The 20,999-nt window shown below is 71.3% G+C and carries 23 protein-coding genes, 1 tRNA gene and 1 pseudogene; 14 read left to right on the forward strand and 11 right to left on the reverse strand.

Going from position 1 to position 20,999, the window contains the following annotated elements; genetic code table 11:
• The first annotated feature begins 11 nt into the window (after positions 1-11).
• Complete coding sequence (locus ACIBI9_RS57175; RefSeq protein ID WP_397235827.1) at positions 12-509, forward strand: hypothetical protein; 498 nt, start codon at positions 12-14, stop codon at positions 507-509.
• On the forward strand, positions 506-2,323 hold the full coding sequence (locus ACIBI9_RS57180; protein ID WP_397235828.1) for an ABC transporter ATP-binding protein: 1,818 nt from the start codon (positions 506-508) through the stop codon (positions 2,321-2,323). Before ACIBI9_RS57175 ends, ACIBI9_RS57180 begins: the two co-directional genes overlap by 4 nt.
• On the opposite strand, the gene ACIBI9_RS57185 is transcribed toward ACIBI9_RS57180, so the two are convergent.
• The 5 genes from ACIBI9_RS57185 to ACIBI9_RS57205 form a co-directional block, all read right to left on the reverse strand.
• Positions 2,296-2,784, reverse strand: a complete 489-nt coding sequence (locus tag ACIBI9_RS57185) for a S26 family signal peptidase (RefSeq protein ID WP_397235829.1) — start codon at positions 2,782-2,784, stop codon at positions 2,296-2,298. The two genes, ACIBI9_RS57180 and ACIBI9_RS57185, sit on opposite strands and share 28 nt — an antisense overlap.
• On the reverse strand, positions 2,781-4,622 hold the full coding sequence (locus tag ACIBI9_RS57190; RefSeq protein WP_397235830.1) for an ABC transporter ATP-binding protein: 1,842 nt from the start codon (positions 4,620-4,622) through the stop codon (positions 2,781-2,783). The genes ACIBI9_RS57185 and ACIBI9_RS57190 overlap by 4 nt, the downstream gene beginning before the upstream one ends.
• Positions 4,619-5,167, reverse strand: coding sequence for a TlpA family protein disulfide reductase (locus ACIBI9_RS57195; protein ID WP_397235831.1), 549 nt, complete (start codon positions 5,165-5,167; stop codon positions 4,619-4,621). The genes ACIBI9_RS57190 and ACIBI9_RS57195 overlap by 4 nt, the downstream gene beginning before the upstream one ends.
• A 63-nt stretch (positions 5,168-5,230) precedes the next feature.
• The gene (locus ACIBI9_RS57200; protein ID WP_394500176.1) at positions 5,231-5,416 is read right to left on the reverse strand and encodes a hypothetical protein; all 186 of its coding nucleotides are present in this window, start codon (positions 5,414-5,416) and stop codon (positions 5,231-5,233) included.
• Positions 5,417-5,594: 178 nt separating this feature from the next.
• The gene (locus tag ACIBI9_RS57205) at positions 5,595-8,315 is read right to left on the reverse strand and encodes a BTAD domain-containing putative transcriptional regulator (RefSeq protein WP_397235832.1); all 2,721 of its coding nucleotides are present in this window, start codon (positions 8,313-8,315) and stop codon (positions 5,595-5,597) included.
• Between the two features lie 86 nt (positions 8,316-8,401).
• On the opposite strand from ACIBI9_RS57205, the gene ACIBI9_RS57210 reads away from it, so the two are divergent.
• The 3 genes from ACIBI9_RS57210 to ACIBI9_RS57220 are packed head-to-tail and all read left to right on the forward strand — an operon-like array spanning position 8,402 to position 10,512.
• Positions 8,402-8,926, forward strand: coding sequence for a MauE/DoxX family redox-associated membrane protein (locus ACIBI9_RS57210; RefSeq protein WP_397235833.1), 525 nt, complete (start codon positions 8,402-8,404; stop codon positions 8,924-8,926).
• Positions 8,890-9,831, forward strand: a complete 942-nt coding sequence (locus tag ACIBI9_RS57215; protein ID WP_397235834.1) for a hypothetical protein — start codon at positions 8,890-8,892, stop codon at positions 9,829-9,831. The genes ACIBI9_RS57210 and ACIBI9_RS57215 overlap by 37 nt, the downstream gene beginning before the upstream one ends.
• Before the next feature lie 48 nt (positions 9,832-9,879).
• The gene (locus ACIBI9_RS57220; RefSeq protein ID WP_397235835.1) at positions 9,880-10,512 is read left to right on the forward strand and encodes a 2'-5' RNA ligase family protein; all 633 of its coding nucleotides are present in this window, start codon (positions 9,880-9,882) and stop codon (positions 10,510-10,512) included.
• A gap of 24 nt (positions 10,513-10,536) precedes the next feature.
• On the opposite strand, the gene ACIBI9_RS57225 is transcribed toward ACIBI9_RS57220, so the two are convergent.
• On the reverse strand, positions 10,537-10,977 hold the full coding sequence (locus ACIBI9_RS57225) for a MarR family winged helix-turn-helix transcriptional regulator (protein WP_397235836.1): 441 nt from the start codon (positions 10,975-10,977) through the stop codon (positions 10,537-10,539).
• Positions 10,978-11,039: 62 nt separating this feature from the next.
• Here ACIBI9_RS57225 and ACIBI9_RS57230 point away from each other — a divergent pair, with 62 nt between their 5' ends.
• Positions 11,040-12,209 (forward strand): FAD-dependent oxidoreductase, encoded by a 1,170-nt coding sequence (locus tag ACIBI9_RS57230; protein ID WP_397235837.1) that lies wholly within the window; start codon positions 11,040-11,042, stop codon positions 12,207-12,209.
• On the opposite strand, the gene ACIBI9_RS57235 is transcribed toward ACIBI9_RS57230, so the two are convergent.
• Complete coding sequence (locus tag ACIBI9_RS57235) at positions 12,166-13,056, reverse strand: NAD-dependent epimerase (protein ID WP_397235838.1); 891 nt, start codon at positions 13,054-13,056, stop codon at positions 12,166-12,168. The two genes, ACIBI9_RS57230 and ACIBI9_RS57235, sit on opposite strands and share 44 nt — an antisense overlap.
• 71 nt (positions 13,057-13,127) lie before the next feature.
• Here ACIBI9_RS57235 and ACIBI9_RS57240 point away from each other — a divergent pair, with 71 nt between their 5' ends.
• The gene (locus tag ACIBI9_RS57240) at positions 13,128-14,063 is read left to right on the forward strand and encodes a GlxA family transcriptional regulator (RefSeq protein ID WP_397235839.1); all 936 of its coding nucleotides are present in this window, start codon (positions 13,128-13,130) and stop codon (positions 14,061-14,063) included.
• Positions 14,064-14,134: 71 nt separating this feature from the next.
• On the opposite strand, the gene ACIBI9_RS57245 is transcribed toward ACIBI9_RS57240, so the two are convergent.
• Complete coding sequence (locus ACIBI9_RS57245; RefSeq protein ID WP_387578709.1) at positions 14,135-14,407, reverse strand: ribbon-helix-helix protein, CopG family; 273 nt, start codon at positions 14,405-14,407, stop codon at positions 14,135-14,137.
• 462 nt (positions 14,408-14,869) lie between these two features.
• On the opposite strand from ACIBI9_RS57245, the gene ACIBI9_RS57250 reads away from it, so the two are divergent.
• On the forward strand, positions 14,870-15,217 hold the full coding sequence (locus ACIBI9_RS57250; protein WP_397235840.1) for a hypothetical protein: 348 nt from the start codon (positions 14,870-14,872) through the stop codon (positions 15,215-15,217).
• Here the strand turns inward: ACIBI9_RS57250 and ACIBI9_RS57255 are convergent, their stop codons facing one another.
• The 3 genes from ACIBI9_RS57255 to ACIBI9_RS57265 are packed head-to-tail and all read right to left on the reverse strand — an operon-like array spanning position 15,218 to position 17,399.
• Positions 15,218-15,721, reverse strand: a complete 504-nt coding sequence (locus tag ACIBI9_RS57255; protein ID WP_397235841.1) for an NUDIX hydrolase — start codon at positions 15,719-15,721, stop codon at positions 15,218-15,220.
• Between the two features lie 12 nt (positions 15,722-15,733).
• Positions 15,734-16,477 (reverse strand): ABC transporter permease, encoded by a 744-nt coding sequence (locus ACIBI9_RS57260; RefSeq protein WP_397235842.1) that lies wholly within the window; start codon positions 16,475-16,477, stop codon positions 15,734-15,736.
• On the reverse strand, positions 16,458-17,399 hold the full coding sequence (locus ACIBI9_RS57265) for an ATP-binding cassette domain-containing protein (RefSeq protein WP_397235843.1): 942 nt from the start codon (positions 17,397-17,399) through the stop codon (positions 16,458-16,460). Before ACIBI9_RS57265 ends, ACIBI9_RS57260 begins: the two co-directional genes overlap by 20 nt.
• 248 nt (positions 17,400-17,647) lie before the next feature.
• Between ACIBI9_RS57265 and ACIBI9_RS57270 the strand changes: the two are divergent.
• From ACIBI9_RS57270 to ACIBI9_RS57295, 6 genes and pseudogenes are all read left to right on the forward strand, one after another.
• Positions 17,648-17,776, forward strand: a pseudogene (locus tag ACIBI9_RS57270) (AAA family ATPase); the annotation flags it as partial.
• 26 nt (positions 17,777-17,802) lie between these two features.
• Complete coding sequence (locus ACIBI9_RS57275; protein ID WP_397235852.1) at positions 17,803-18,180, forward strand: hypothetical protein; 378 nt, start codon at positions 17,803-17,805, stop codon at positions 18,178-18,180.
• 50 nt (positions 18,181-18,230) lie between these two features.
• The gene (locus tag ACIBI9_RS57280) at positions 18,231-19,193 is read left to right on the forward strand and encodes a GH25 family lysozyme (RefSeq protein ID WP_397235844.1); all 963 of its coding nucleotides are present in this window, start codon (positions 18,231-18,233) and stop codon (positions 19,191-19,193) included.
• 76 nt (positions 19,194-19,269) lie between these two features.
• Positions 19,270-19,797: a C40 family peptidase gene (locus tag ACIBI9_RS57285; protein WP_397235845.1), complete on the forward strand. Its 528-nt coding sequence runs from the start codon at positions 19,270-19,272 to the stop codon at positions 19,795-19,797.
• A gap of 73 nt (positions 19,798-19,870) precedes the next feature.
• Entirely contained in the window at positions 19,871-20,101 is a 231-nt protein-coding gene (locus ACIBI9_RS57290; protein ID WP_397235846.1) for a transposase, read from the forward strand.
• Positions 20,102-20,140: 39 nt separating this feature from the next.
• Positions 20,141-20,213, forward strand: a tRNA-Thr gene (locus ACIBI9_RS57295).
• Positions 20,214-20,999 lie beyond the last annotated feature (786 nt).

A 20,999-nucleotide genomic window follows, 5' to 3' on the forward strand; every position in this document is an offset into this window, starting at 1 on the left:
GGGGTTGTCCGATGCCTTTCCTGATCGCCGCCGTCGTGCTGGTCGGCCTGCTGTGCCTGCTGGACCTGGTGCTCACTCTGGGCGTGCTGCGCCGGCTCCGCGAGCACACCGCCGAGCTCGAACGCCTCGCGGGGACGTCGACGCTCATGCCGTACGATCCCCGCGTGCTGGTCGGGCGCACGCTGCCGCAGGACGTGGCGGGACCGCGGCTCGTGGGCTTCTTCGACGTCGGCTGCGACACCTGCCACGAGCGCGCGCCGCAGTTCGCCGCGGAGGCCAAGGGGCAGAGCGCCCTGGCGGTCATCTCCGGCGCCGTCGAGGAGACCGCGGACCTGGTCGAAGTGGTGGGCGGCGTGGCGAGCGTCGTCATGGGCGAGGACGCGCTGCGCATCGTGCAGGCTCTCGACATCCACGCGTTCCCCACGTTCCTGAGGGCCGACCAGGACGGCAGGGTCGTGGCCGCGGACACGGACCTGACCGACCTCGTCGCCATGGCGCCGGCGACGTGACCCGGTCCCCGCTGCGCCGCGCCGCCACCCTGGCGCTGCTGTGCTGGCGGGCCGGGCCGGTGCTGGCGGTGTCCCAGCTGGTCGCCACCGTACTGGCCGGACTGCTGCCCTCGGCCACCGTGTGGGCGACCAAACTGCTCGTCGACGGGCTGGCGACGGGCCGGCCGGAACGCGTGCTGGAGCCGGTCGCCGGCCTCGTCGTGCTGGGGCTGTTCGCCGGGGTGCTGCCGCAGCTGACCGGCTACCTGCGGGGCGAGACGGATCGCCGGCTGGACCTGTTGCTGCAGGATCGCCTGTACACGCGGGTGAACACGTTCCACGGGCTGTCGCGGTTCGAGAACCCGGTGTTCCTCGACGAGCTGCGCATGGCCGCGCAGGCGACGGGCAACGCGATGGGGCCGATCACCTCGGGCCTGTTCGACCTCGGGCGCAACGTCATCGCCCTGGCCGGGCTCCTCACCGCCCTCGCCCTGCTGAGCCCGCTCATGGCGGGCCTGGTGGCGCTCGCGGCGCTGCCCGTCCTCGCGGCGAGGATGTCCCTGGAGAAGCGGCGGATCAAGATGATCGCCGGACAGTCCGCCGCGGCCCGGCGGCAGATCTTCTACTCCTCCCTGATCACCGACGTGGAGGCCGCCAAGGAGGTCCGGCTCTTCGGGCTCGGCGACTTCCTCAAGCGCCGGGTGCTCGGCGAGCTGGCCGTCCTGCAGGCGGGGGAGCGGCGGCTGGACCGGCGGGAGGCGCTCACGCAGTCGGCGCTCGCGGCGCTCTCCGCCGCGGTCAGCGGCGCCGGGCTGCTCTGGGCGGTGTACTCCGCTCTCGACGGCCGGCTCACCCTCGGCGACGTGACCGCGTTCGCCGCCGCCGTGGCGGGCACGCAGGCCGCGCTGACCGCCACCGTGGACAACGCCGCGAACGCACGCCAGGCGCTGCTCCTGTTCGCCCACCACGAACGGGTGATGTCGCTGCCCGGCGACCTGCCCACGCCCGGGGAACTTGAGCCGCTGCCCGCGCTGCGCCGCGGCATCGAGCTGCACGACGTGTGGTTCCGCTACGACGAGAGCCACCCCTGGGTGCTGCGCGGGGTGGACCTGACGATCCCCCACGGCGCCTCCGTCGCGCTGGTGGGACTCAACGGAGCCGGCAAGAGCACGCTGATCAAGCTGCTGTGCCGCTTCTACGACCCGTCCCGCGGCGCGATCCTCTGGGACGGCATCGACATCCGCGACGTGCCGCCCGCCGAGCTGCGCGCCAGGATGGGCGTGCTGTTCCAGGACTACATGAGCTACGACCTGACCGCGGCGGAGAACATCGGGGTGGGCGAGGTCGAGGCGATGTCCGACCACGCCAGGCTCCAGGCCGCCGCCGAGCTGGCCGGCGCGCACGAAACCGTCCAGGCACTGCCCCGGGGCTACGACACCATGCTGAGCCGCGTCTTCTTCGGCCCCGAGGACGACGACGACCCGCAGGCCGGCGTGACGCTCTCCGGGGGCCAGTGGCAGCGCCTGGCCCTGGCCCGCGCGCTGGTGCGCGAGCGCCGTGACCTGCTCATCCTCGACGAGCCCAGCTCCGGCCTGGACGCGCAGGCTGAATACGAGGTGCACCGGCGGCTGCGCGAGCACCGCGCGGGCAACACCAGCCTGCTGGTCTCGCACCGGCTCGGAGCGGTCCGCGACGCCGACCTGATCGTGGTGCTCGGCGACGGCCGGATCATCGAGCGGGGCACCCACGACGAGCTCATCGCGCTGGGCGGCCGGTACGCCCACCTGTTCGCCACCCAGGCCAGCGGCTACCGCGAGGGCGCCGACGTCGGCTGATCGATCTTGCGCAGCACCACGCCGAACAGGCGATCCGCCGTCAGGTAGCCGGACTGCCGGGAGTCGAGCGAGTGGTCCGGATTGTCGCCCAGCACGACCAGGCGTCCGTCCGGCACCCGCGTGCCCGGCTCGGTCCGCAGCGCGGGGACGGTGTCGCGCGGGATCGGGTCACCCGGGACGGCCGCGACGCGCTTGATGATCCAGCCCGGGCCTGCGCCCAGCTGCTGGTGCGGTTCCCGCAGGCGCTCGCCCGGCCGGGCGTGGCCGAAGCCGCTCAGCACGACGACCTGCCCGGGGCGCAGCGATCCCGGCGGCGTCCGCCGTACGAGGACGCGCTCACCCGGCCGGTACGCCGGCAGCATGCTCTCCCCCTGGACGGTCACCACCAGGTACCGCCGGCGCACCCGGAGAACGGCGAGAGCGACGCCGACGGCCGCCAGCACGACGATCGCGCCGGTCACCGCGACAGCTCCACGTCGTCCCGGTAGCCGGTCGCCTGCCGGGCGAACAACTCGGCGTATGTGCCGCCCTCGGCCAGCAGGGCGGCATGCGTGCCCTGCTCCGTGACGACGCCGTCGGTCAGCACCACGATCCGGTCGGCCGTGCGGATCGCGCCGAGCCGATGGGTGATGACCACGCTGGTCCGCCCCGACCTCAGTGTGGCGAGCCGGCCGTGCACCTCGTGCTCGGCCTCGGGGTCCAGGCCGGCGCTGGGCTCGTCGAGGATCATCAGGTCCCGGTCGCGGCGCAGGAACGCCCTGGCCAGCGCCAGCCGCTGCCACTGCCCGCCGGAGAGCAGCACTCCGGAGTCGGCGTCGTCCTGCTCGTCGTCCGGGTCCTGGGGGAATCCACGGCTCAGCAGCGTGCGGTAGCCGTGCGGCAGGGCCGCGACCACGTCGTGGATCCCGGCCTCCCGCGCCGCCCGCTCGATCCGCGCCGGGTCCTGGGCGGCGGCGAGGTCGCCCACCGCGATGTTGTCGGTCGCCGTCAGCTCGTACGACACGAAGTCCTGGAAGACGGCGCCGATCCGGGCACGCAGCGTCTCCGGCGGCACGTCGCGGATGTCCACGCCGTCCCACAGGATCGCCCCGCGCGTCGGGTCGTAGAAGCGGCACAGGAGCTTCACCAACGTGCTCTTGCCGGCGCCGTTGCGCCCGACCAGCGCGACCGTGTACCCGTTCGGGATGAACAGGTTGACGCCGCGCAGGATCCACGGATGGTCCGGGCTGTAGCGGAACCAGACGTCGCGCAGCTCGATGCCCCGGCGCAGGGGCGGCAGCGACGGGTGAGCGCCCGGCGCCGGCAGATCGGACTCGGCGGTCACGATCGCGACGTGGTGATGAAGGGTCAGCAGGTGCTCGTACGCCATCACGCCGGCCGACACCATGCTGTCCAGCGCCGCCTGCACGCCGGCGACCGCCGCCACGAACATCGCCACGTCGCCGACGCTGAGCCGCCCCTGCCCCGCCGCCAGGATCGCCCAGATGAGGCCCGCTCCGGCCACGATCGCCGAGGCGCCTGACAGACTCGCGTGGATGCGGAGCTCCCGCCGATCCATCCGGCGGCGTTCGGCGTTCGCGGTGCGCAGCTCGGCCAGCATGCGAAGCCGCAAGAAGGCGCCGAGGTCGAACAGGCGGATCTCCTTGGCGGCGTCCGCGGTGGACATCAGGTGCGCGTAGAACATTTCGCGACGCTCGGCCGGGCCGATCCGCCACAACATCGTGTTCCGTTGCCGCGACATCCGCAGCTCGATGAGCAGCGCCGGCAGGGCCGACAACACGACCAGGATGGTGAAGGCGGAGTTGACGAGTGCCAGGGACGCGACGAAGCCGGCGACCGTCACCGCGCTGCGAGCGGTGGTGAGCGCGGTGTCCACCAGCCTGCCGGGGTTGCTCGCGCTCTGCTGGGCCAGCCGCAGCCGGTCAAGGAATGCCGGGCTCTCGAACCTGGCCAGACCGGTGAAGCCGGAGACCGCCGCGAACAGCTCGTCCTTCGCATGCAGCGCCGTCCTGCGATCCACCTCGGCACGCAGGTAATGTCCCGCGTGCGCCGCCACGGCGGCGGCCGTGGTGACGGCGGCGACGGCCGCCGCCAGGGCGAGCAGCGTGCCGGTCTGCCGTAGCGCCACCCCGTCCAGCACGGCCTTGGTCAGCCAGGCCACGGCGATCGGGGTGGCCGAGCCCACCAGCGTGACCGCCAGGTAGGCAAGGACGTGGACGGGCGCCGATCGCCACACCATCGCGGCGGCGCGTGCCGCGCTCCTGGCCAGCCCCCGCGACGTCGGCGCCGGCTCGCTCACGCAGGCGACCCGGCCGGCAGCCGGGAGATCTCGGGCGCCACCGCGAGCAGCTTGCCGCCCGCGGAGACCTGGAGGAACGTCGGGAACGAGTGCACGCCGAACGCGTTGCTCACAGCGCTGTCCACGATCACCTGTGCCACGGGCTTCAGAGCGCTGACCATATCCGCGGGGTCACCCGAACGGTTGTCGACCACCGCCAGCACCCGCGAGCGGTCCTGGTCCGCGGCCCACGAGGCGAAGCCGGGAAGCTTCTCATGGCAGCCGCGACAATCGGGCGACAAGAACGCGACGACCGTCCCGTCCGGCAGGAGATCCCGGGTGAGAGGGCTCCCGTCCACCGTCGTCGCCTCAAAATCACCGGCGACGTCGCCGACGGTCGGCCCCCCGCCCGGCCCGGAAGGGCCGCCCATCAGGTCGACGGCTTCATACAGCCCGTCCAGCAGCTTGGTGTGCTCCCGAAGCCGCCGGACCACGCCGAGGGTCAACACCAGATCCACGAGGCACAATGCGCCGACGAGGGCCACGACGGCGATCAAATAGGGCATGGGACAACCTTCCGCGTAAAGGGCCCGGCCGGCCCGCCAGCCGGGCACCCGGTCAACGTGCGGTCACGAGCAGTAGATGTAGCTCTTGCAGCCGCCGCAACTGCGGCTGCCGTTCGGGTAGTAGCAGCAGTACTTCGCGGTGAACGCCGGGAAACTGCAGCACTCGTAACCGCAGTCGGCAGCCCTGGCCACGGTGTGCGGCGCGATCAGCTCGAGGAGCCGGTCGGCCATTCTGGTGACGACACGCATCGAACGTTCCTTTCGGTTGTTCCGGCGGGCCGGCGCCCGCCCGTGCGGAAGCGGTACGCCGGACCATGCCGCCGTCCCGCCGCCCGACGCAGCCTGCGCCAGAGGTCTGAGCGATTTCTCAATGAATTCTTAACGGCCTGTTTCGGCAGCTCAGGCGGGCGATCGCGGGTGCGGCGGATCAGGGACGGTGGAAGGAGACGATGCGGTCGCGGACCTTCGCCGCCTGCGCGTCGCCGACGGCGTCGAAGAACTCCGCCGCCTGCTTCCAGGCGTCGAGCGCGGCCGCGACGTCACCCGCCGCGACGTGCGTCTCTCCCAGCCGGACCAGCGTCTCGGCGGCCGCGTGCGGGTCGTCGCAGTCGCGCAGCAGCTCGGCCGCCCGCTCGAAGCACGCCACCGCCCCCGCGAAGTCGCCTTTGAGGTGCAGGACGTGGGCGACGCTGTCCCATGCGTGCCCCTCGCCCTGGGCGTACCCGAGGTCGGCGAGGAGCCGCTGGGCCCGGCGGCAGTCGGCCAGCGCCTCGTCGTACTCGCCGAGCCGGGTCCGCAGCCAGCCGGCGTTGTTCAACGCCCGCGCCTCTCCGACGACGTCGCCGGCCTGCCGGAACAGCTCCAGCGCGTGCAGGGTGTGGCTCAGCGCCTCAGCGGGTCGCGTCCGGCTCAGCGCGACGGTCAGGCCGAGGTGGACGTGTGCCCGCAGGACAGGTTCGCCGAGGTCGCGGTGCAGCTCGACCGCCCGCTCGAAGTGCTCGACCGCCTCGTCGTCGCGGCCGAGCCTGACGTGGGCGCGTGCGATGCTGTTGTGGCAGCGGGCCTCGGCCAGCCGGTCGCCGAGCCGTCCGGCCGCGGCCAGCGCCACCGCCTGGATGCTCAGGGTCTCCTCCCAGAGGCCGCGCCGCTGCATGAACTCCGCGAACGCCCATGCCAGCCGCCACGCGTGCGCGTCGAACCCGGCCGCGGTGGCCTCCGCCAGCAGCGCGGGCAGCGCCACCGACGCGTCGGCGTACCAGCGCAGGGCCTCCGCCGGCTCGGCGAACCGCTCCACCACTGCGCCCCGCGCCGGCGGGTCCAGGAGCAGGTTGTCGCGGTGCGGGTAACACATCCCGTTCGCGGCGCAGGCCGAGTGCAGGTAGTAGTCCAGCAGCCGCCGCGTCGCCGACCGCCGTGCCGCCCGGGTGTCGGCGGCCCGCGCCTGCTCCGACGCGTACACGCGCAGCAGGTCGTGCAGGTGCAGGCGGCCGGCCCCGCAGACCTCGACCAGGTTGGCGCGGTCGAGGTGCCCGGCCAGCTCCCGCGTGCGCTCCACCGGAAGGGCCGCCAGGCTCGCCGCCGCCGGCAGCGGCAGGTGCGGCCCCGGGTGCTGCCCGAGCCGCCGGAACAGCCGGGCCGCCGGCACGGGCAGGTCCCGGTACGAGCGCCCGAACACGCGCCGCAGGTCGATCGCGGGGTCGCTGTGCGCGAACGGTTGCAGATCCGCCTCGGCCCGCTCGAGGTCCGCGGCGACCTCGGCCAGCGGCAGATCGGTGCGCTGCGCCAGCTGCGCCGCGACGATCGCCAGCGCCAGCGGCAGCCGGCCGCACCGCCGGATGATGTTCGCGGTGGCCTCCGGCTCGGCCGCCGGCCGGGCCTCGCCCAGCCACGCCACCAGGAGGCCGTACGCGTCGTCGCCAGGCAGGACGTCCAGACTGACCAGGTGCGCCCCGGCCGTGACCGCGAGCCCGGACAGCTCGGAGCGGCCGGTGACCAGCGTCAGGCACCCCGGCGCGGTGGCCAGCAGCGGGCGGACCTGGGTGGCGCTGCGGGCGTCGTCGAGCACGACCAGCACCCGGCGGCAGTCCAGCATGCTGCGGTAGAGCCCGATCTGTGCCTCCACGCCCGACGGCACCTGGGCCTCCGTCACCCCGAGCGCGCCGAGGAAGCGGGGCAGGACCACGGCCCCGTCGGCCGGGTCGATCGTGCTGAGATCGGCGTACAGCTGCCCGTCGGGAAAGCGGTCGCGGTGCAGGTGGGCCCAGCGCAACGCGAGCGACGACTTGCCCACCCCGGGCGGCCCGGAGATCGCGCAGACCGCCGCGGCGGCCGGCTGTTCGCCGATCGCGGCCAGCCGTTCCAGCTCGGCCGACCGGCCGACGAAGTGCCGCAGGCCGACCGGCAGCTGCGCCGGGACCGGGCGGGCGGTCTCGGCCGTGTCGCCGGGCCGCAGCAGCCTGCGGTGGACGCGTTGCAGCGCCGTGCCCGGTTCGACGCCCAGCTCCTCGGCGAGCGTCCGGCGTACCCGGGCGAAGTGGGCCAGCGCCTCGGCGGTCCGCCCCCACGCGTGCAGCGCCTCGATCAGCGCGGCCGCCACCAGCTCGTCCAGCGGGTACTCCTCGGCCAGCGGCGACAGCGCCGCCACCGCCGCCGCGGCGTCCCGGCCGGTCACCACCCGTGCCCAGCGCAGCAGGATCTCCCTGCGCTCGTCCCGCAGGCGGTGGCGGGCCCGTTCGGCCCATTCGCCGGGCAGCCCGGTCAGCGGATCGCCACGCCACAGCGCCAGAGCCGCGCCCAGCGGCGGCACCGGGTCCGGCACGGCCATCGCCTGGTCGGCGAGGCCGCGGAACCGCGGCACGTCCACCGCGGACTCGTCCACGTCGAGCAGGTAACCCCCGAGCCGGCGGACGACCGCGCCCTCGTCGCCGAGCACGTCGCGCCGGATGCGGGTGATGATCGTGTACAGGGTGCGCCGCGCGCCGGGCGGGACCTGCTCGCCCCAGACCCGGGCGAGGAGCGTGTCGACCGGCACGACCCGGCCGACCTCCCAAGCGAGCGCGGCGAGGGCGAGCGCGACCTGCGGAGGGCGCACGGGCCGGGTCTGCCCCGAGCGCTCCACCTCCACCGGGCCGAGTAACCGGATCAGCACGACGGTCCACCCCCTGCTCGTGGATCTTCGAGAGTAACGCAGTGGTGCTCTTGCCGGATTTGCGTGGCCATGGCAGGTTGCGGTCTATGCAGTATGTCGATGTGGCGAGCAGACTGCTGCTGCTCACGGTGTTCGCTCTCGCGTTGGCGAGCAAGGTCTCCAGCCGCCGGGCCTGGAGCGAGTTCGTCCAGTCGATCAGGGCGATGGCGGTGATCGACAAGGCCAGGGCGCCGGCGGCCGCGACGGCGACGGCGGTGGCCGAGGCCGGTGTCATCGTGCTGGCCGTGATCCCCCTTCGCTGGGCCGGATCGGCGTCGTTCGTCCTCGCGGCGGGGCTGCTCGGCTGCCTCACCGTCGCCGTCGTCATGGTGGTACGGAGGGGCGCCGCCGTCCCCTGCCGCTGCTTCGGCGCCTCCCAGACGCCCTTGAGCATGGCGCACGTGGCCCGCAACGGCATCCTCATCGCGGTGGCGCTGCTCGGGCTGGCCGGTTCCTTGGTGAACGGCTCCTTCGATCCGGCCATCGGCGCGATCGTCGGTGTCTTCGGCGCCGTACTGGGCCTGCTCATGGCCCGGTGGGACGATCTCGTCTCCCTGCTCCGGACGACCTGAGCGCGGCGGCGGCTCTCGTGGCGGGCTGGCGGGTGGCCGAGCGCGCGGTGCGTGCGAAGGGCGCGGGGCCCGGCGAGGACCGGGTGGTCGTCCTCGAGGACGGCGGCGGCGTTCGCTGCGCGGCGGTGATCGACGGCGTCACCGACAAGTCCGGCCGCGACTACGGCGGGGCGAGCGGCGGGGCCCTGGCCGCCGATCGCGTCGCCCAGACCCTCGCCACCCTGCCGGACGACATCACCGTGGCGGAGGCGGTCGCGGCCGTCTCGGCGGAGCTCATGGAGCTGCGCCGCAAGTGGTCCGTCGCCGACGACGACCTTCTCGCGCCGGCCGCCGTCGCGGCGGTGGTGTGGCCGCGACGGCGGCTGGTGTGGCGCGTGGGCGACGTCCACGTCGCCCTGGGCCACCGGGACGGCGGGTGGCGTCGTCACCCCGGCGGGAAGCTGATCGACACGGTGCTGGCCGGCGCGCGGGCCGCCTACCTTCACTGCTTGCTGCTGCAGGGAGAGCACCCGGAGGAGCTGGCGGCCACCGATCCGGGGCGGGCGCTGATCCGGCCGGTGCTGGAGCGCCAGGCTGTGCTGGCCAACCGGGATGAAGCCGGTCCTTTCGGATATGGCCTGCTGGACGGGCGGCCGGTCCCGGAGCGGTTCGTGGAGACGTTCGTACTGGCGGACGAGGTGGATGAGGTGGTGCTGGCGTCGGACGGCTACCTCGGCCCGGGACAGACCCTCGCGGGGGCCGAAGCGGAGCTTCGGGCGTCGTTACGGGCCGATCGGCTGCGCATCATGGAACACGCGGCCACCAAGGCAGTGGCGGCCGGTGCCGGGAGTTTCGACGACCGGGCCTATCTGCGGCTGTCCCGCAGTTCCCCTCGTGACCGCGGCTCACCGAGTCGGATATCGTGACCACGCTGCGTGAGCAGATCAGCTGCCCGCTCCCACCGAGGAGGACGCGTGAGCCCGCTTCCGACGCGCATGGCGAATCGCTGGGAGAGGCGCCGATCGCTCATGCTGCCGCCGGGCCAGGGCCGGCTCTACTGGCACGTTCTGCTGGGGGAGGACCCGCAGGCGCGGGCCATCGTCCAGGAGGCGCACGACCGGCTGGCCGGCCTGGCCGGGCTCGACCTGGTGCCGCGCCGGTTCATCCACCTCACCACGTTCGTCGCCGGATACTCGCACGAGATCACCGAGCGTCAGGTGAGCGTCATGGCCGAGGAGGCGGCGGGCCAGCTCGCGCGGGTCGAGCCGATCACGGTCACGCTGGGCCGGGTGCTCTACCACCCGGAGGCGGTCGTGCTGGAGGCGCGGCCGGCCGAGCGGCTGCGGCCCCTGCTTGAGGCGGCGCGGTTCGCCACGCGGGCGGCCACGGGCCGTGACGGCGTCCTCGCCCATGACACGTGGCTGCCGCACGTCACCGTGGCCTACAGCAATGCGGACGGCCCGGCGGCACCCATCATCGACGCGCTCGGGGAGCGGCTCCCGGAGCGCGAGGTGACCATCCGCAGCATCCATGTCGTCAACCAGGACGGCCCGGAGACGGCATGGGACTGGCGACCGGTGGCGGAGGTCCGGCTCGGCGCGTCGTGAGCGCCCGACGCCGCTCCGCAGGGGTCACTCCCGTAGTTCCTTGGTGGCGCATCGGTAGGCCTCGGTGACGCGGCTGAACATGTCCAGCATCACCATCGCCTGCTCCGGCTCGTAGTGCGCGCTGACCGTCTCCAAGTGCCGCCTGGACGCCTCGCAGGCGGCGTTGTAATCGTCCAGACCGCCCTCGACCAGCTCCACGGTGACCGTGCGCCGATCGTGTTCGCCGCGCACCCGCCGTACGTAGCCCGCCTTCTCCAGCCTGTCGATCAGCCGGGTCGTCGAGGCGGACGGCAGCCCGAGCTCCTCGGAGATCGCCCCCACGGCGAGCGGCCCGCGCGTCTCCAGCAGGATCGCGGCGGCGACGTCGACGGGTTGCAGGCCGAGCCGGTCGGCGACCGCCTCGTTGTGCAGGAGGACCGCGACCAGGAACTCGCGGAAGACGTCTTCTGGAGGTTCGTGGGCCACCTTCCTAACCTACTCCATCACGGAGTATCTTCGAATCGAAGATACTCCGCTTTGGAGGAGACATGGATGTTCTCGTCATAGGCGCCGGGGTGGGCGGCTTGGCCGTCGCGCGCGAGCTGCTGGCCGCCGGTCACCGGGTGCGGGTCTACGAGCAGGCTCCGGCCCGGCGGACGGGCGGCAAGGCGGTGCTCATCTGGAGCAACGGCAACGCCGTGCTGAACGACCTCGGCATCAGCCTGGACGGCGTCGGCGCCCGCATCGACCGGATCGACGCGCTGACCTCCGGCGGCCGGCTGCGTACGAGCATGGACATCGCCCACGCGGCCGGCCGCTTCGGCTTCGAGACCAGGGCGATCCCCCGCCGCCACCTGCTGGAACGCCTGGCCGAGGGGCTGCCCGGCGACCTCGTCCGCCACGGCCTGGCCTGCCGGAGCGTGACCCAGGACGACAGCCAGGTCACGGCGACCTTCAGCGACGGCTCGACGGACACGGGAGACCTGCTCATCGGAGCCGACGGCCACCACTCGGTCGTACGGCGCCACCTGTGGGGCGACGGCGCCGTACGGCCGGCGACCTTTGGCACCTGGCAGGGACTCAGCCCGATCGACATCGATCTCGCCGGCACGCACCGGCACCTCATGATCTCGGGGCGCGAGGGTGCGTGCGGGCTCATGCCCGCCGGGGAGGGCCTGCTGCAGTGGTGGTTCGACGTGCGCTGGTCGCCCGCCGATCCGCGGCCCGCCACGCCGCTCGCCGAGCTCAGGCGCCGGTTCGGGCACTGGGCGTCACCCGTCCCCGAGGTGCTGGCCGGCGCGACCGAGGACGACCTCGAGTTCTTCGGCCACCACTGGACCAAGGTGCGCCCGGCGTGGGGCAAGGGCCGGGTCACCCTGGTCGGCGACGCGGCCCACATCATGCCGCCCACCCTGGGGCAGGGCGCCAACCAGACCCTGGAGGACGCGTGGGTGCTCGGGCGCGCGCTCGCCAAGGACGGCGACGACCCGGCGGTACGGTTGCGCGCCTACGAGAAGCTCCGCTACCCGTACATATCCCTGGTCTCCCGGCTGGCCAAGCGCAATCCCGCGAACTGGCGCGTCCCGCCGCTGATCGCCCGGCTGGTCCCGGAGACATACCAGACCACCATGCTCGCCCGCTTCAGCAACCGCCTCAACGAGTCCGGTAGCGACGCTAGGTCAGTTGCCGGAGCACATCATCGACCGGGGTGGCGCTGACGCCGAGGATCTTCTCGGTCTCGGAGAAGTCGACGACGAACGGGTGGCCCGGCTTGATGAGCACTTCGTGCATCTCCCCCCACAACGGATCGGTGACCCCGAGCAGGACCAGGTCGCGTTCCGTCATCTCCTCCAGCCGCGGCGCCGGCGCCCCCGCGAGGTCCGCGAGCCGGCCGGCCAGTTCCCGCACCGACAGGGTCGCGGTGGGCACGTGCCAGGCCCTGCCGTACGCCTGCTCCTCGCGGCTCGCGGCGACCAGCGTGCGCGCGGCGTCGTCGATCGCCGAGTAACTGTGCGGAACGTCGAGTTCCTGCGGCACCAGGGCCAGGCTGCCTTCCAGCACCGGCCGCTGCACCATGAGGCTGAACACCGAGAAGGCGCCGGCGCCGTAGAACTGGCCGGCCCGCACCTCGGTGACCTTCACCCCTGAGGCGGCGGCCTCCTCCCACACCCGCGCCCTGGCCCGCCCCTTGGGCCCGGTCGCCATCAGCGGGAAGTGGGGCGCGATCGGCCCGTCCACTGGCCCGTAGGCGTAGAGATTGCCGAGCATGACGTACGCGGCCCCGGTCCGCCGCACCGCGGTGAGCAGCGACGCCGACAGGATCGGGAACTGCTCGGGCCAGGTGTGGTAGGGCGGCGCGGCGGTGGTGAACAGCGTGTCCGCCCCCTCGGCCAGCTCGGTGAGCCGGTCGGTGTCGGTCGCGTCCGCGGCGACCCTCTCGATGAGCCGGTGGTCCGGTCCGCCGCCCGTGCGGCTGATCATCCGTACCCGCTCGCCGTCCTCGGCCAGCAGCAGAGCGGTCTTCGACGCGGTGGCCCCGCGACCCACGATCACATGAAATTTCATGATTACAACCGTGCCGACCCGCGGCCTCGTGGCATAGTGGCCGGAATGCCAACTATCCGGAGGATCTGGCCATGCACCGCCTCGCCGCAGTGATCGTTCCTCCCGTGCTGAGCTTCGACGTCTCGATCCCGCTCATGGTGTTCAACAGCGTCCCCCACTACGACGTACGCGTCTGTACGGCGCGGCCCGGCGCCGTGCCGACCGTCGCGGGCCCCGACGTGGTGGTGGCGCACGGCCTGGAGGCGCTGGCGGACGCCGACACGGTGATCGCGGTCGGCAGCGGCGGCGAGCAGGCTCCCCCGGAGGTCCTCGACGCCCTGCGGAAGGCCGTGGCCGGCGGGGCGCGGATCGCCTCGCTGTGCACGGGCGCGTTCGTGCTGGCCCAGGCGGGCCTGCTCGACGGGCGCCGCGCCACCACCCACTGGGGGCTGGCCGGCGACCTCGCCGCCCGCTTCCCGTCGGTCGACGTGCGGCCCGACGTCCTGTTCGTCGAGGACGACGGCATCTTCACCTCGGCGGGCGCCGCGGCCGCCATCGACCTGTGCCTGCACCTGATCAGGCTCGACTACGGGGCGGCGGTGGCCAACACGGCCGCCCGGCTCGCGGTCGTCTCCCCCGTACGGCCAGGCGGGCAGGCCCAGTTCATCGAGACCCCGCTGCCTCCCGAGCGCGGCACCTCGCTCGCCCCCACCCGGGCCTGGGCGCTCGAGCACCTCGACCGCCCGCTCACCCTGACCGACCTGGCCCGCCACGCCAAGATCAGCGTGCGCACCCTGACCAGGCGCTTCCACGCGGAGACCGGGCTGAGCCCGCTCCAGTGGCTGCTGCACCGGCGCGTCGACCGGGCCAGGGAACTGCTGGAGACCACCGGACTGCCGATGGACCAGGTGGCCGGGCGGAGCGGCCTGGGCAGCGCCGACTCCCTCCGCAAACACCTGGTCAGCAGGGTCGGCCTCACTCCCACGGCCTACCGCGCGAGCTTCACCCGAGTGTCGCTTCCGTCATAGGGTCCCGGGGAGCACTCGTGGGCGGTGTAGGTGGCGCGGCGCGGTCGTGCGGGCCCCCGGTAAATGGCTGGTCAGAGGAAGAGTATTTTTCGCGGATTTCCGTCGGACTCCACGATGGCCAGCTCGTGGCCCTGCGCGAGCTGGTCCTCGACGAATTTCCAGATGGTGATGGCGCGGCGGATCGCCTCGGTGAACGACAGGCCCTTGCGCTCGGCCAGTGCCTTGAACGTCTGCGCGGTTTCGTGGCTCAGATTGACGGACAGTCGCACGAAATTGCTGTTGTTGTTGCTCCTCTCCTGCTCGAGCCTGGTGTCCTTGCCGGTGGACTCACGCGTCATGGTCATGTCTCCTGGCCCTTGGGGGTAAGGGGGCACGTGGAGTAGGCGGGGATGCTCCGACGTCTCGCTGCTCATCGTAGGTGCATGTTTTTTATACACGCTGGCTTGCCATGAGGAACGGGTCCAATCCATACCGAGTGTTGTCCTGTCACACCTCGGAGTAAGAACGTTATACCGGTGCGGAAAGATCTCCTCCTGTTGCTCATATGCGGGTATTTCTGGCAAATAGTACGCGTCATGTCATCATGAAATGTGGGCTAAAGGCGCGCTCGAATCCCACAGGCCCCTAGGATGTGCCTTATCCCGCAGGGACGCGCGATCGGGCGGCGTGGCAGAAATCCCGCATGAAGCGGCAGAAATCTGACATAAACACGTGGCTCGCTCTCCGAGGTGGGTCCCATCGCAGTCTGAGGTGGTCCAACGCACCTCCCCGTAGTCAGCTCTGACACATGGGCTGATGGAGGAAACATGAGTGGAGCCAGTCAGCCGTCTGGCGCCGGAGATCGATCCGGGGCCGAGGGGGCCGAGGACGTCGAACCGAAGAGCGAACTGGTGGATCTCTCCCCGCCGCCCCCGGACTCACCGGTGGTGCAGTTGCTGGAGAAGAGCGCGGTCCGCCATCGCAGCTGGTTCATCGGCGTCTATTTAGGCGTGCTCATCACCGTCATCCTGGCCAGCATCCTCGGCCCCGGCTTCCTGCCGGAGCAGGCGTGGAGCCAGATGAAGCCCGAGGTGGCGGACGTGCGGCTCTGGCTCTTCCAGATCGGGTTCGTGATCGTGGGCGGCTATCTCTTCGCCGAGAAGGCGCCCAAATAGCTATTGCGGGCTGGGGCCGTCCAGAAGCGACAACCAGGTGCGATCAGGGCAGACGCGGGTGATCTCCGATGGTGAGAGCCAGTCCGCCCTGGTGCTCTCCGAGCCGGCCGGCGGCTGGGTCGGCCGGCCCGGATGCGGGAGACGGGCCCTGAACATCACCATGTACGTCAGCGGCGGGTAGCGGTAGCCGGCCGGGGCCGCGTCCAGGAGCTCGATGCGCTGCCAGGCGAAGGCGGACAGCACGGTGGACGGCAGGCGCAGGCCGGTCTCCTCATACAGCTCCCTCGTCGCGGCGTCGAGGGCCGTCTCGCCGGGTTCGAGGTGGCCGCCGGGGATGTCCCACCCCCGGCCCTCCTTGTCCACGCACGTCATGAGCGTTCTGCCGGTCAGGTCCGAGACGAACGCGAACGCCGAGGTGGTCTTGTCCAGCGGCGGGAGGGCCGGGGACAGGATCACGTCCAGGCGATGGCGTACGGGGATCCAGGGGACCGTCAGATGAGTCATCCCTCAAGGGTCTCAGACACCCCGGCGCATGGCCCGGTTGCCCAGATACAGGCCGATCGCGGCTATCGCACAGGCGGCGGCGGTCCCGTACAGGATCGAGGGGCTTGTCAGGTTTCCGGAGAAGAGGGCTCGCTGGCCTTCGACGATGTACGTGACCGGATTCGCGTACCCGACCGTCCGCAGCCATGCCGGAGCCGTCTCCATGGGGAGCAGCACCCCCGACAGGAGGAGCAGGGGGAACATGACCGACTGGCTGACGACGTAGAAGAGCGTGCCGCTGGGCGCCGACTTGATGGCCAGCACGAACGACAGCGAGCCCAGCCCGACGCCGAAGACCACCAGCTGCGCCAGGCCCGCCAGGACACCCGCCGGATACAGCTCGAAGCCCAGGGGGACGGCCAGCACGATGATCAGGACGGCCTGCGCCAACAGCACGATCATGGTCTTCATCGTCCGGCCCACCAGCATCGCCGTACGGTTCAGCGGGGTGACCATCAGGCGCTCCAGCGAGCCGCCGATCAGCTCGACCAGCAGGGTGTAGCCGGAGGACATCGGGCCCGTCAGGCACATCATGACCAGGATCCCCGGCACGAACCACTGCCACGACGACCCGACGGCCCCGTCCAGCAGCGCCCCGAACAGGAACAGGAACAGCAGCGGCTGTCCCATCTCGAACAGCAGCCCGACCGAGTCGCGCATGACCGGCTTGAACTCGCGCGAGAAAACGGTGGCGGTGTCACGAAAGAATGTCGTCATCGGTGAGGCTTCTCCCGGTAAGAGCGAGGAACACGTCGTCGAGCGTCGGACGGATGGTCTCGGCGGTGGTGACCTTGATGCCGGTGCCGTCCAGGGTTCTGAGGTAGTCGGGGAGCGCGGCGGCCGCGTTGGGGACGCGCAGGCGCACGGTGGTGCCGTCGGCGGAGCCACCGCCGAGCTCCGCAGCCCTGCGCGCCTCCTCCTCCGTGCTGGTGGTGATCGTGATGTGGTCGCCGGCGAGGTCGTTCTTGAGCTGCTCGGCGGTGCCGTCCGCGATGATCTTTCCGTTGTCGATGATCACCACGCGTTCGGCCATGTTGTCGGCTTCCTCCAGGTAGTGAGTGGTCAGGAACAGCGTCGTCCCGTACGTCTCCCGCAGCCGGAGGATGTGCTGCCAGATGTCGGCGCGGCTCTTCGGGTCGAGGCCGGTCGAGGGCTCGTCGAGGAAGAGCAGGCCGGGGCGGTGGATGAGGCCGAGCGCGATGTCCAGGCGGCGGCGCTGGCCGCCCGAGAGCGTGCCGGGGCGCCGCTTGGCCAGCGCTCTGAGGTCGAGCAGGTCGAGCAGCTCCTCGGCGCGGGCGGCCGCCTGCCTGGCGTCGAGGCCGTAGCAGCGGCCCTGGGTGACGAGCTCGTCGCGGACGAGGAAGTTCTCGCCCGCGCTGTTGCGCTGGCCCACGTAGCCGATGCGGGCACGCACGCCCGCCGGGTCCTTGGCCACGTCGCGGCCCGCCACCGTGGCGGTGCCCGAGGTGGGCGGCAGGAGGGTCGTGAGCATTCGCAGGGTGGTGGATTTGCCGGCGCCGTTGGGCCCCAGGAAGGCGACGAGCTGGCCGGCCTCCACCTCCAGGTCGATGCCGCGTACGGCTTCCACACGCTCCTTCTTGACTTTGAACACTCGGGTCAGTCCCCGGGCATGGATCATGGTCGGCCTCTCCGGGCATGGCGAAATAACCCCTGGTCGGGGGCGCGATTGAGGATCGAATCAAGTTTGTGCAGGTTGAATCCGGTTTGGCAAACGCGAATGTCACGTTCATAAAGCGCTCCTACCTGCGGAAACACCGTTTCCGACGACGGCCTGTGACGGCGGATTTCGGGGCGCTGAGGTGCGGTTTTCCGGGTGTTCGGGAGTTTTTCCGGCCGGGGCTGGCAGCATGGCTGACCGTGTGCCGGATGGTGGTGCTGGTGAACGGGTTGCCCGGGGCCGGGAAGACCACGGTCGCGCGGGCGCTGGGGCGGGCGCTCGGCCTGCCGGTCTTCAGCAAGGACGACCTCAAGGAGACGCTGGCCGACGTGCTCGAACGGCCGCCCGGCGTGGGCGAGCGGGAGTGGAGCAGGCGGCTGGGCGCGGCCGCGGGGAGAGCATGTGGACGCTGCTGGCGAGCGCGGGGCGGGGCGCGGTGCTGGAGAGCCCCTGGCTGGCGCCGACGCGGCCGCTGGTGCTCGCCGGACTCGAACGGGCCGGGGTTGAGGCCCGGACCGAGGTGCGCGAGATCTGGTGCGCGGTGCCGCAGGAGCTGGCCAGGCATCGGTACGAGCGGCGGGTGCGGCACGCGATCCACGGCGAGGCCCGGCTCGGGGACGAGCGATGGGCGCAATGGGCGGCGGGAGCACGACCCCTGGGAGTGGGGACGGTCTATTGGGTTGATACCTCAAAAACAGTCGATATTTCGGGGCTTGCGGGGTTGTGTCAGGCTCCGCAATGATCTCCCGCGTGAAAAGTCTGTGGGTAATTGCGGTAATTGCTGCCTTAGGGATGGGCGGAGTCGCGGAGGCGGCCGACGGCGTTCCCGGGGTGGACGTCAGTAACTGGACGGGCGACGTCGACTGGGAAAGCGTGGCATCGGGGGGCGGGAAGTTCGCGTTCGTCCAGGCCACCGAGGGGACGAACTACCGCAACCCGCGTTTCGACGCCCAGTACGGCGGCGCCGCCGGGGCCGGGCTGATCCGGGGCGCATATCACTTTGCGCAACCACACGAATCCGATGGGGCGGCCCAGGCCGACTATTTCCTGCAGAACGGCGGCAACTGGATCAGCGACAGTCAAACGCTGCCCGGAGTGCTCGATATCGAGGACAACCCGTACAAGGACAAGAACGGCAAGAACAACTGCTACGACCTGTCCACCCAGGACATGGTCAACTGGATCAAGGACTTCACCAAGAAGTACCACGAGGCTACCGGCCGCCGCGCGATCATCTACACCACCACAAGCTGGTGGCAGACCTGCACGGGGAACTCCGACAAGTTCAAGTCGAACCCGCTCTGGCTCGCCCGCTGGGGCGACGATCCCGGTGAGCTGCCGAAGGGCTGGAAGAGGCACACGTTCTGGCAGTCGGCGGAGAAGGGCACGCTGGCCGGCGGGCAGAACTCGTTCAACGGCTCCGAGTCCCAGCTCAAGGAGCTGGCCAACCCGCCGGCCGAGGTGACGGTCTCGGGCGCGGCCAGGAGCCGGAAGACGTACACGGTCACCGTCTCGAACACCGGCCCGCACCCCGTCAAGGACGTCAAGGTGTCGGGGCGGGCGTTCGGCGGGCAGCGCGTGGTGAAGGCGCCCGGGTGCAAGTTCAGCGGCACGGCGGTGCTGTGCCAGGTCGGGGAGCTGGCGCGGGGGCAGAAGGCGACGTTCACGATCACCACGAAGCCGTCCAGATCGAAGGGCACGGTCGGGCTGTACGTCACGGTGGGCTCAGTGAAACTGACCCTCAAAGCCCGCTAGCGCGCCTTATAGCGCTTTATCGCCATAAGGCAGTATGGCTCCTAAAGGCCGTAGAGCTTGGCAGGGGCGGGACGGTATGAGGCGGTGGCGGCTGGCGGCAGGGGCGGCGGCGCTGGTCCTGCTGGCCGCCACGGCCTCCGTGCCGCTCCGGCTGTACGTGCCGGAGAACGTCGTGCGGATCGCGTACGAGATCGAGCAGCGCAGGATCGTCTACTCGTGGGGCGGCGGTCACGCCGAGGATCCTGGCCCCTCGAACGGGACCTGCAGGGGATACCACGGGAAGATCCAGCCCTGCCCGGCCGCCCGGACGCGCGGGCTCGACTGCTCGGGGTTCGCGCGATGGGTGTACGCGCTGGCGAGCGGGTCGGACGTGCTGGGGCCGGGAAACACCAACGATCATGTACGGCGGATGCGGCGGGTTGGGGTGGCCATGCCGGGGGACCTGGTTTTCTTCGGAAAAATCACGAAAAAAGCCATCAAAACCCACCATGTGGGCATCTATCTCGGCAACGGGAAGATGATGAACGCGCCCGAGACCGGGGCGGTGGTGCGCGTGGACGACATCACCCGGCGGAAGGACTTCTTGGGCTTCTACCGACTCTGAACCGATTCGGTATGGCCTGTAACGCGTGTGGCATGGCAAAAATTGAGAGACCCGAGGGCTACTCTGTGCCGCTATGGACAGGCGATGGGTCGGCCTCGACGGCTACGAGGTCGTAGGCGTGGTGCGCGGCGGTCAACAACTGCTGCGGGTGCGCCGGCATGGGTGGGTGGTCGCCGACTGCACCTCTGTGGCGGAGGTGGCCAGACACGTCGACCTGGCCGATCTGTGCGAGGTGATCGAACTGCCGGCGCAGCGGCGGGCAGAAGAGCGCGCGGAGGCCCGAACGAGTTCGCATCATCGGTGAGTGCCGTGTATGGTTACACCTGTCCGCAGCGCCGGACAGGCCCCTATAGCTCAGTCGGCAGAGCGTCTCCATGGTAAGGAGAAGGTCAACGGTTCGATTCCGTTTGGGGGCTCTCGCTCTGAACAACCACAACGCCCGACCCGCAGAATCGCGGGGCCGGGCGTTTCCCGTTTCCCCCACCCCAGCGCCCCCGCCGCCATCCCCAGCGCGCCCCGCCACCACCCTCAACCACCGCTACCCCCTCCCACCGCCCAGCCCCCTTACCGCCTCCCATCCACGCCTAACCCCCGCTCACGTTGCAGAGCCGCTCACCCTGCGGCACCACGCTCGCCCTACGGGGCGCTCACCTCGCGTGCCGTGCTCGCCCTACGGCGCTGCGCCTGCTCTACGAAGGCGAGCCGGACGGGCTGGGCCGCGCCCACCCTGCGGGAGCCGCCCGTCCTAGGGAGTGCTTGCCTTCGCGGCGCCGCGCTCGCCACGCGGGTCCGCGCTCGTCCTGCGGCACCGCGCTCGCCTTACGTGGGCGGGCTCACCCTGCGGAGGCGAGCTGGATGGGCTGGCGCGCGCGCCCACCCTGCGGGAGCCGCTCGTCCTGCGGGGTGCTCGGCTTCGCGGCACCGCGCTCGCCCTGCGGCGCCACACTCGCCCTATGCAGGCGCGCCGGATGCGCTGGGGAGCGCCCCAACCCTGCGCGCTGCTCGCCTTCCAGGCGCCGCCCACGCCCTCCACAAGGCGCGCTCATCTTGCTTCGCCTCGCTTGCCTTGCCTGGGCGCGTTGGAGCGCCTCACGCCCCGCAGGACGAGCGGGGGTATCACTCTAAGTGTGGAAATGATCACTCTGGGTAGATGATCGAAGGTAAAGATCAACCACACAGCATTCGGGGGAATGTGGATCATG

The organism is Nonomuraea sp. NPDC050451, assembly GCF_044458585.1.

What these genes read in the sequence shown, in the direction of transcription:
- ACIBI9_RS57175 (WP_397235827.1), top strand. Translation starts at nt 12, where the DNA reads ATGCCTTTCCTGATCGCCGCCGTCGTGCTGGTCGGCCTGCTGTGCCTG.
- ACIBI9_RS57195 (WP_397235831.1), bottom strand. Translation starts at nt 5,167, where the DNA reads ATGCCCTATTTGATCGCCGTCGTGGCCCTCGTCGGCGCATTGTGCCTC.
- ACIBI9_RS57200 (WP_394500176.1), bottom strand. Translation starts at nt 5,416, where the DNA reads ATGCGTGTCGTCACCAGAATGGCCGACCGGCTCCTCGAGCTGATCGCG.
- ACIBI9_RS57210 (WP_397235833.1), top strand. Translation starts at nt 8,402, where the DNA reads ATGCAGTATGTCGATGTGGCGAGCAGACTGCTGCTGCTCACGGTGTTC.
- ACIBI9_RS57230 (WP_397235837.1), top strand. Translation starts at nt 11,040, where the DNA reads ATGGATGTTCTCGTCATAGGCGCCGGGGTGGGCGGCTTGGCCGTCGCG.
- ACIBI9_RS57235 (WP_397235838.1), bottom strand. Translation starts at nt 13,056, where the DNA reads ATGAAATTTCATGTGATCGTGGGTCGCGGGGCCACCGCGTCGAAGACC.
- ACIBI9_RS57240 (WP_397235839.1), top strand. Translation starts at nt 13,128, where the DNA reads ATGCACCGCCTCGCCGCAGTGATCGTTCCTCCCGTGCTGAGCTTCGAC.
- ACIBI9_RS57245 (WP_387578709.1), bottom strand. Translation starts at nt 14,407, where the DNA reads ATGACCATGACGCGTGAGTCCACCGGCAAGGACACCAGGCTCGAGCAG.
- ACIBI9_RS57250 (WP_397235840.1), top strand. Translation starts at nt 14,870, where the DNA reads ATGAGTGGAGCCAGTCAGCCGTCTGGCGCCGGAGATCGATCCGGGGCC.
- ACIBI9_RS57255 (WP_397235841.1), bottom strand. Translation starts at nt 15,721, where the DNA reads ATGACTCATCTGACGGTCCCCTGGATCCCCGTACGCCATCGCCTGGAC.
- ACIBI9_RS57260 (WP_397235842.1), bottom strand. Translation starts at nt 16,477, where the DNA reads ATGACGACATTCTTTCGTGACACCGCCACCGTTTTCTCGCGCGAGTTC.
- ACIBI9_RS57265 (WP_397235843.1), bottom strand. Translation starts at nt 17,399, where the DNA reads ATGATCCATGCCCGGGGACTGACCCGAGTGTTCAAAGTCAAGAAGGAG.
- ACIBI9_RS57280 (WP_397235844.1), top strand. Translation starts at nt 18,231, where the DNA reads ATGGGCGGAGTCGCGGAGGCGGCCGACGGCGTTCCCGGGGTGGACGTC.
- ACIBI9_RS57285 (WP_397235845.1), top strand. Translation starts at nt 19,270, where the DNA reads ATGAGGCGGTGGCGGCTGGCGGCAGGGGCGGCGGCGCTGGTCCTGCTG.
- ACIBI9_RS57290 (WP_397235846.1), top strand. Translation starts at nt 19,871, where the DNA reads ATGGACAGGCGATGGGTCGGCCTCGACGGCTACGAGGTCGTAGGCGTG.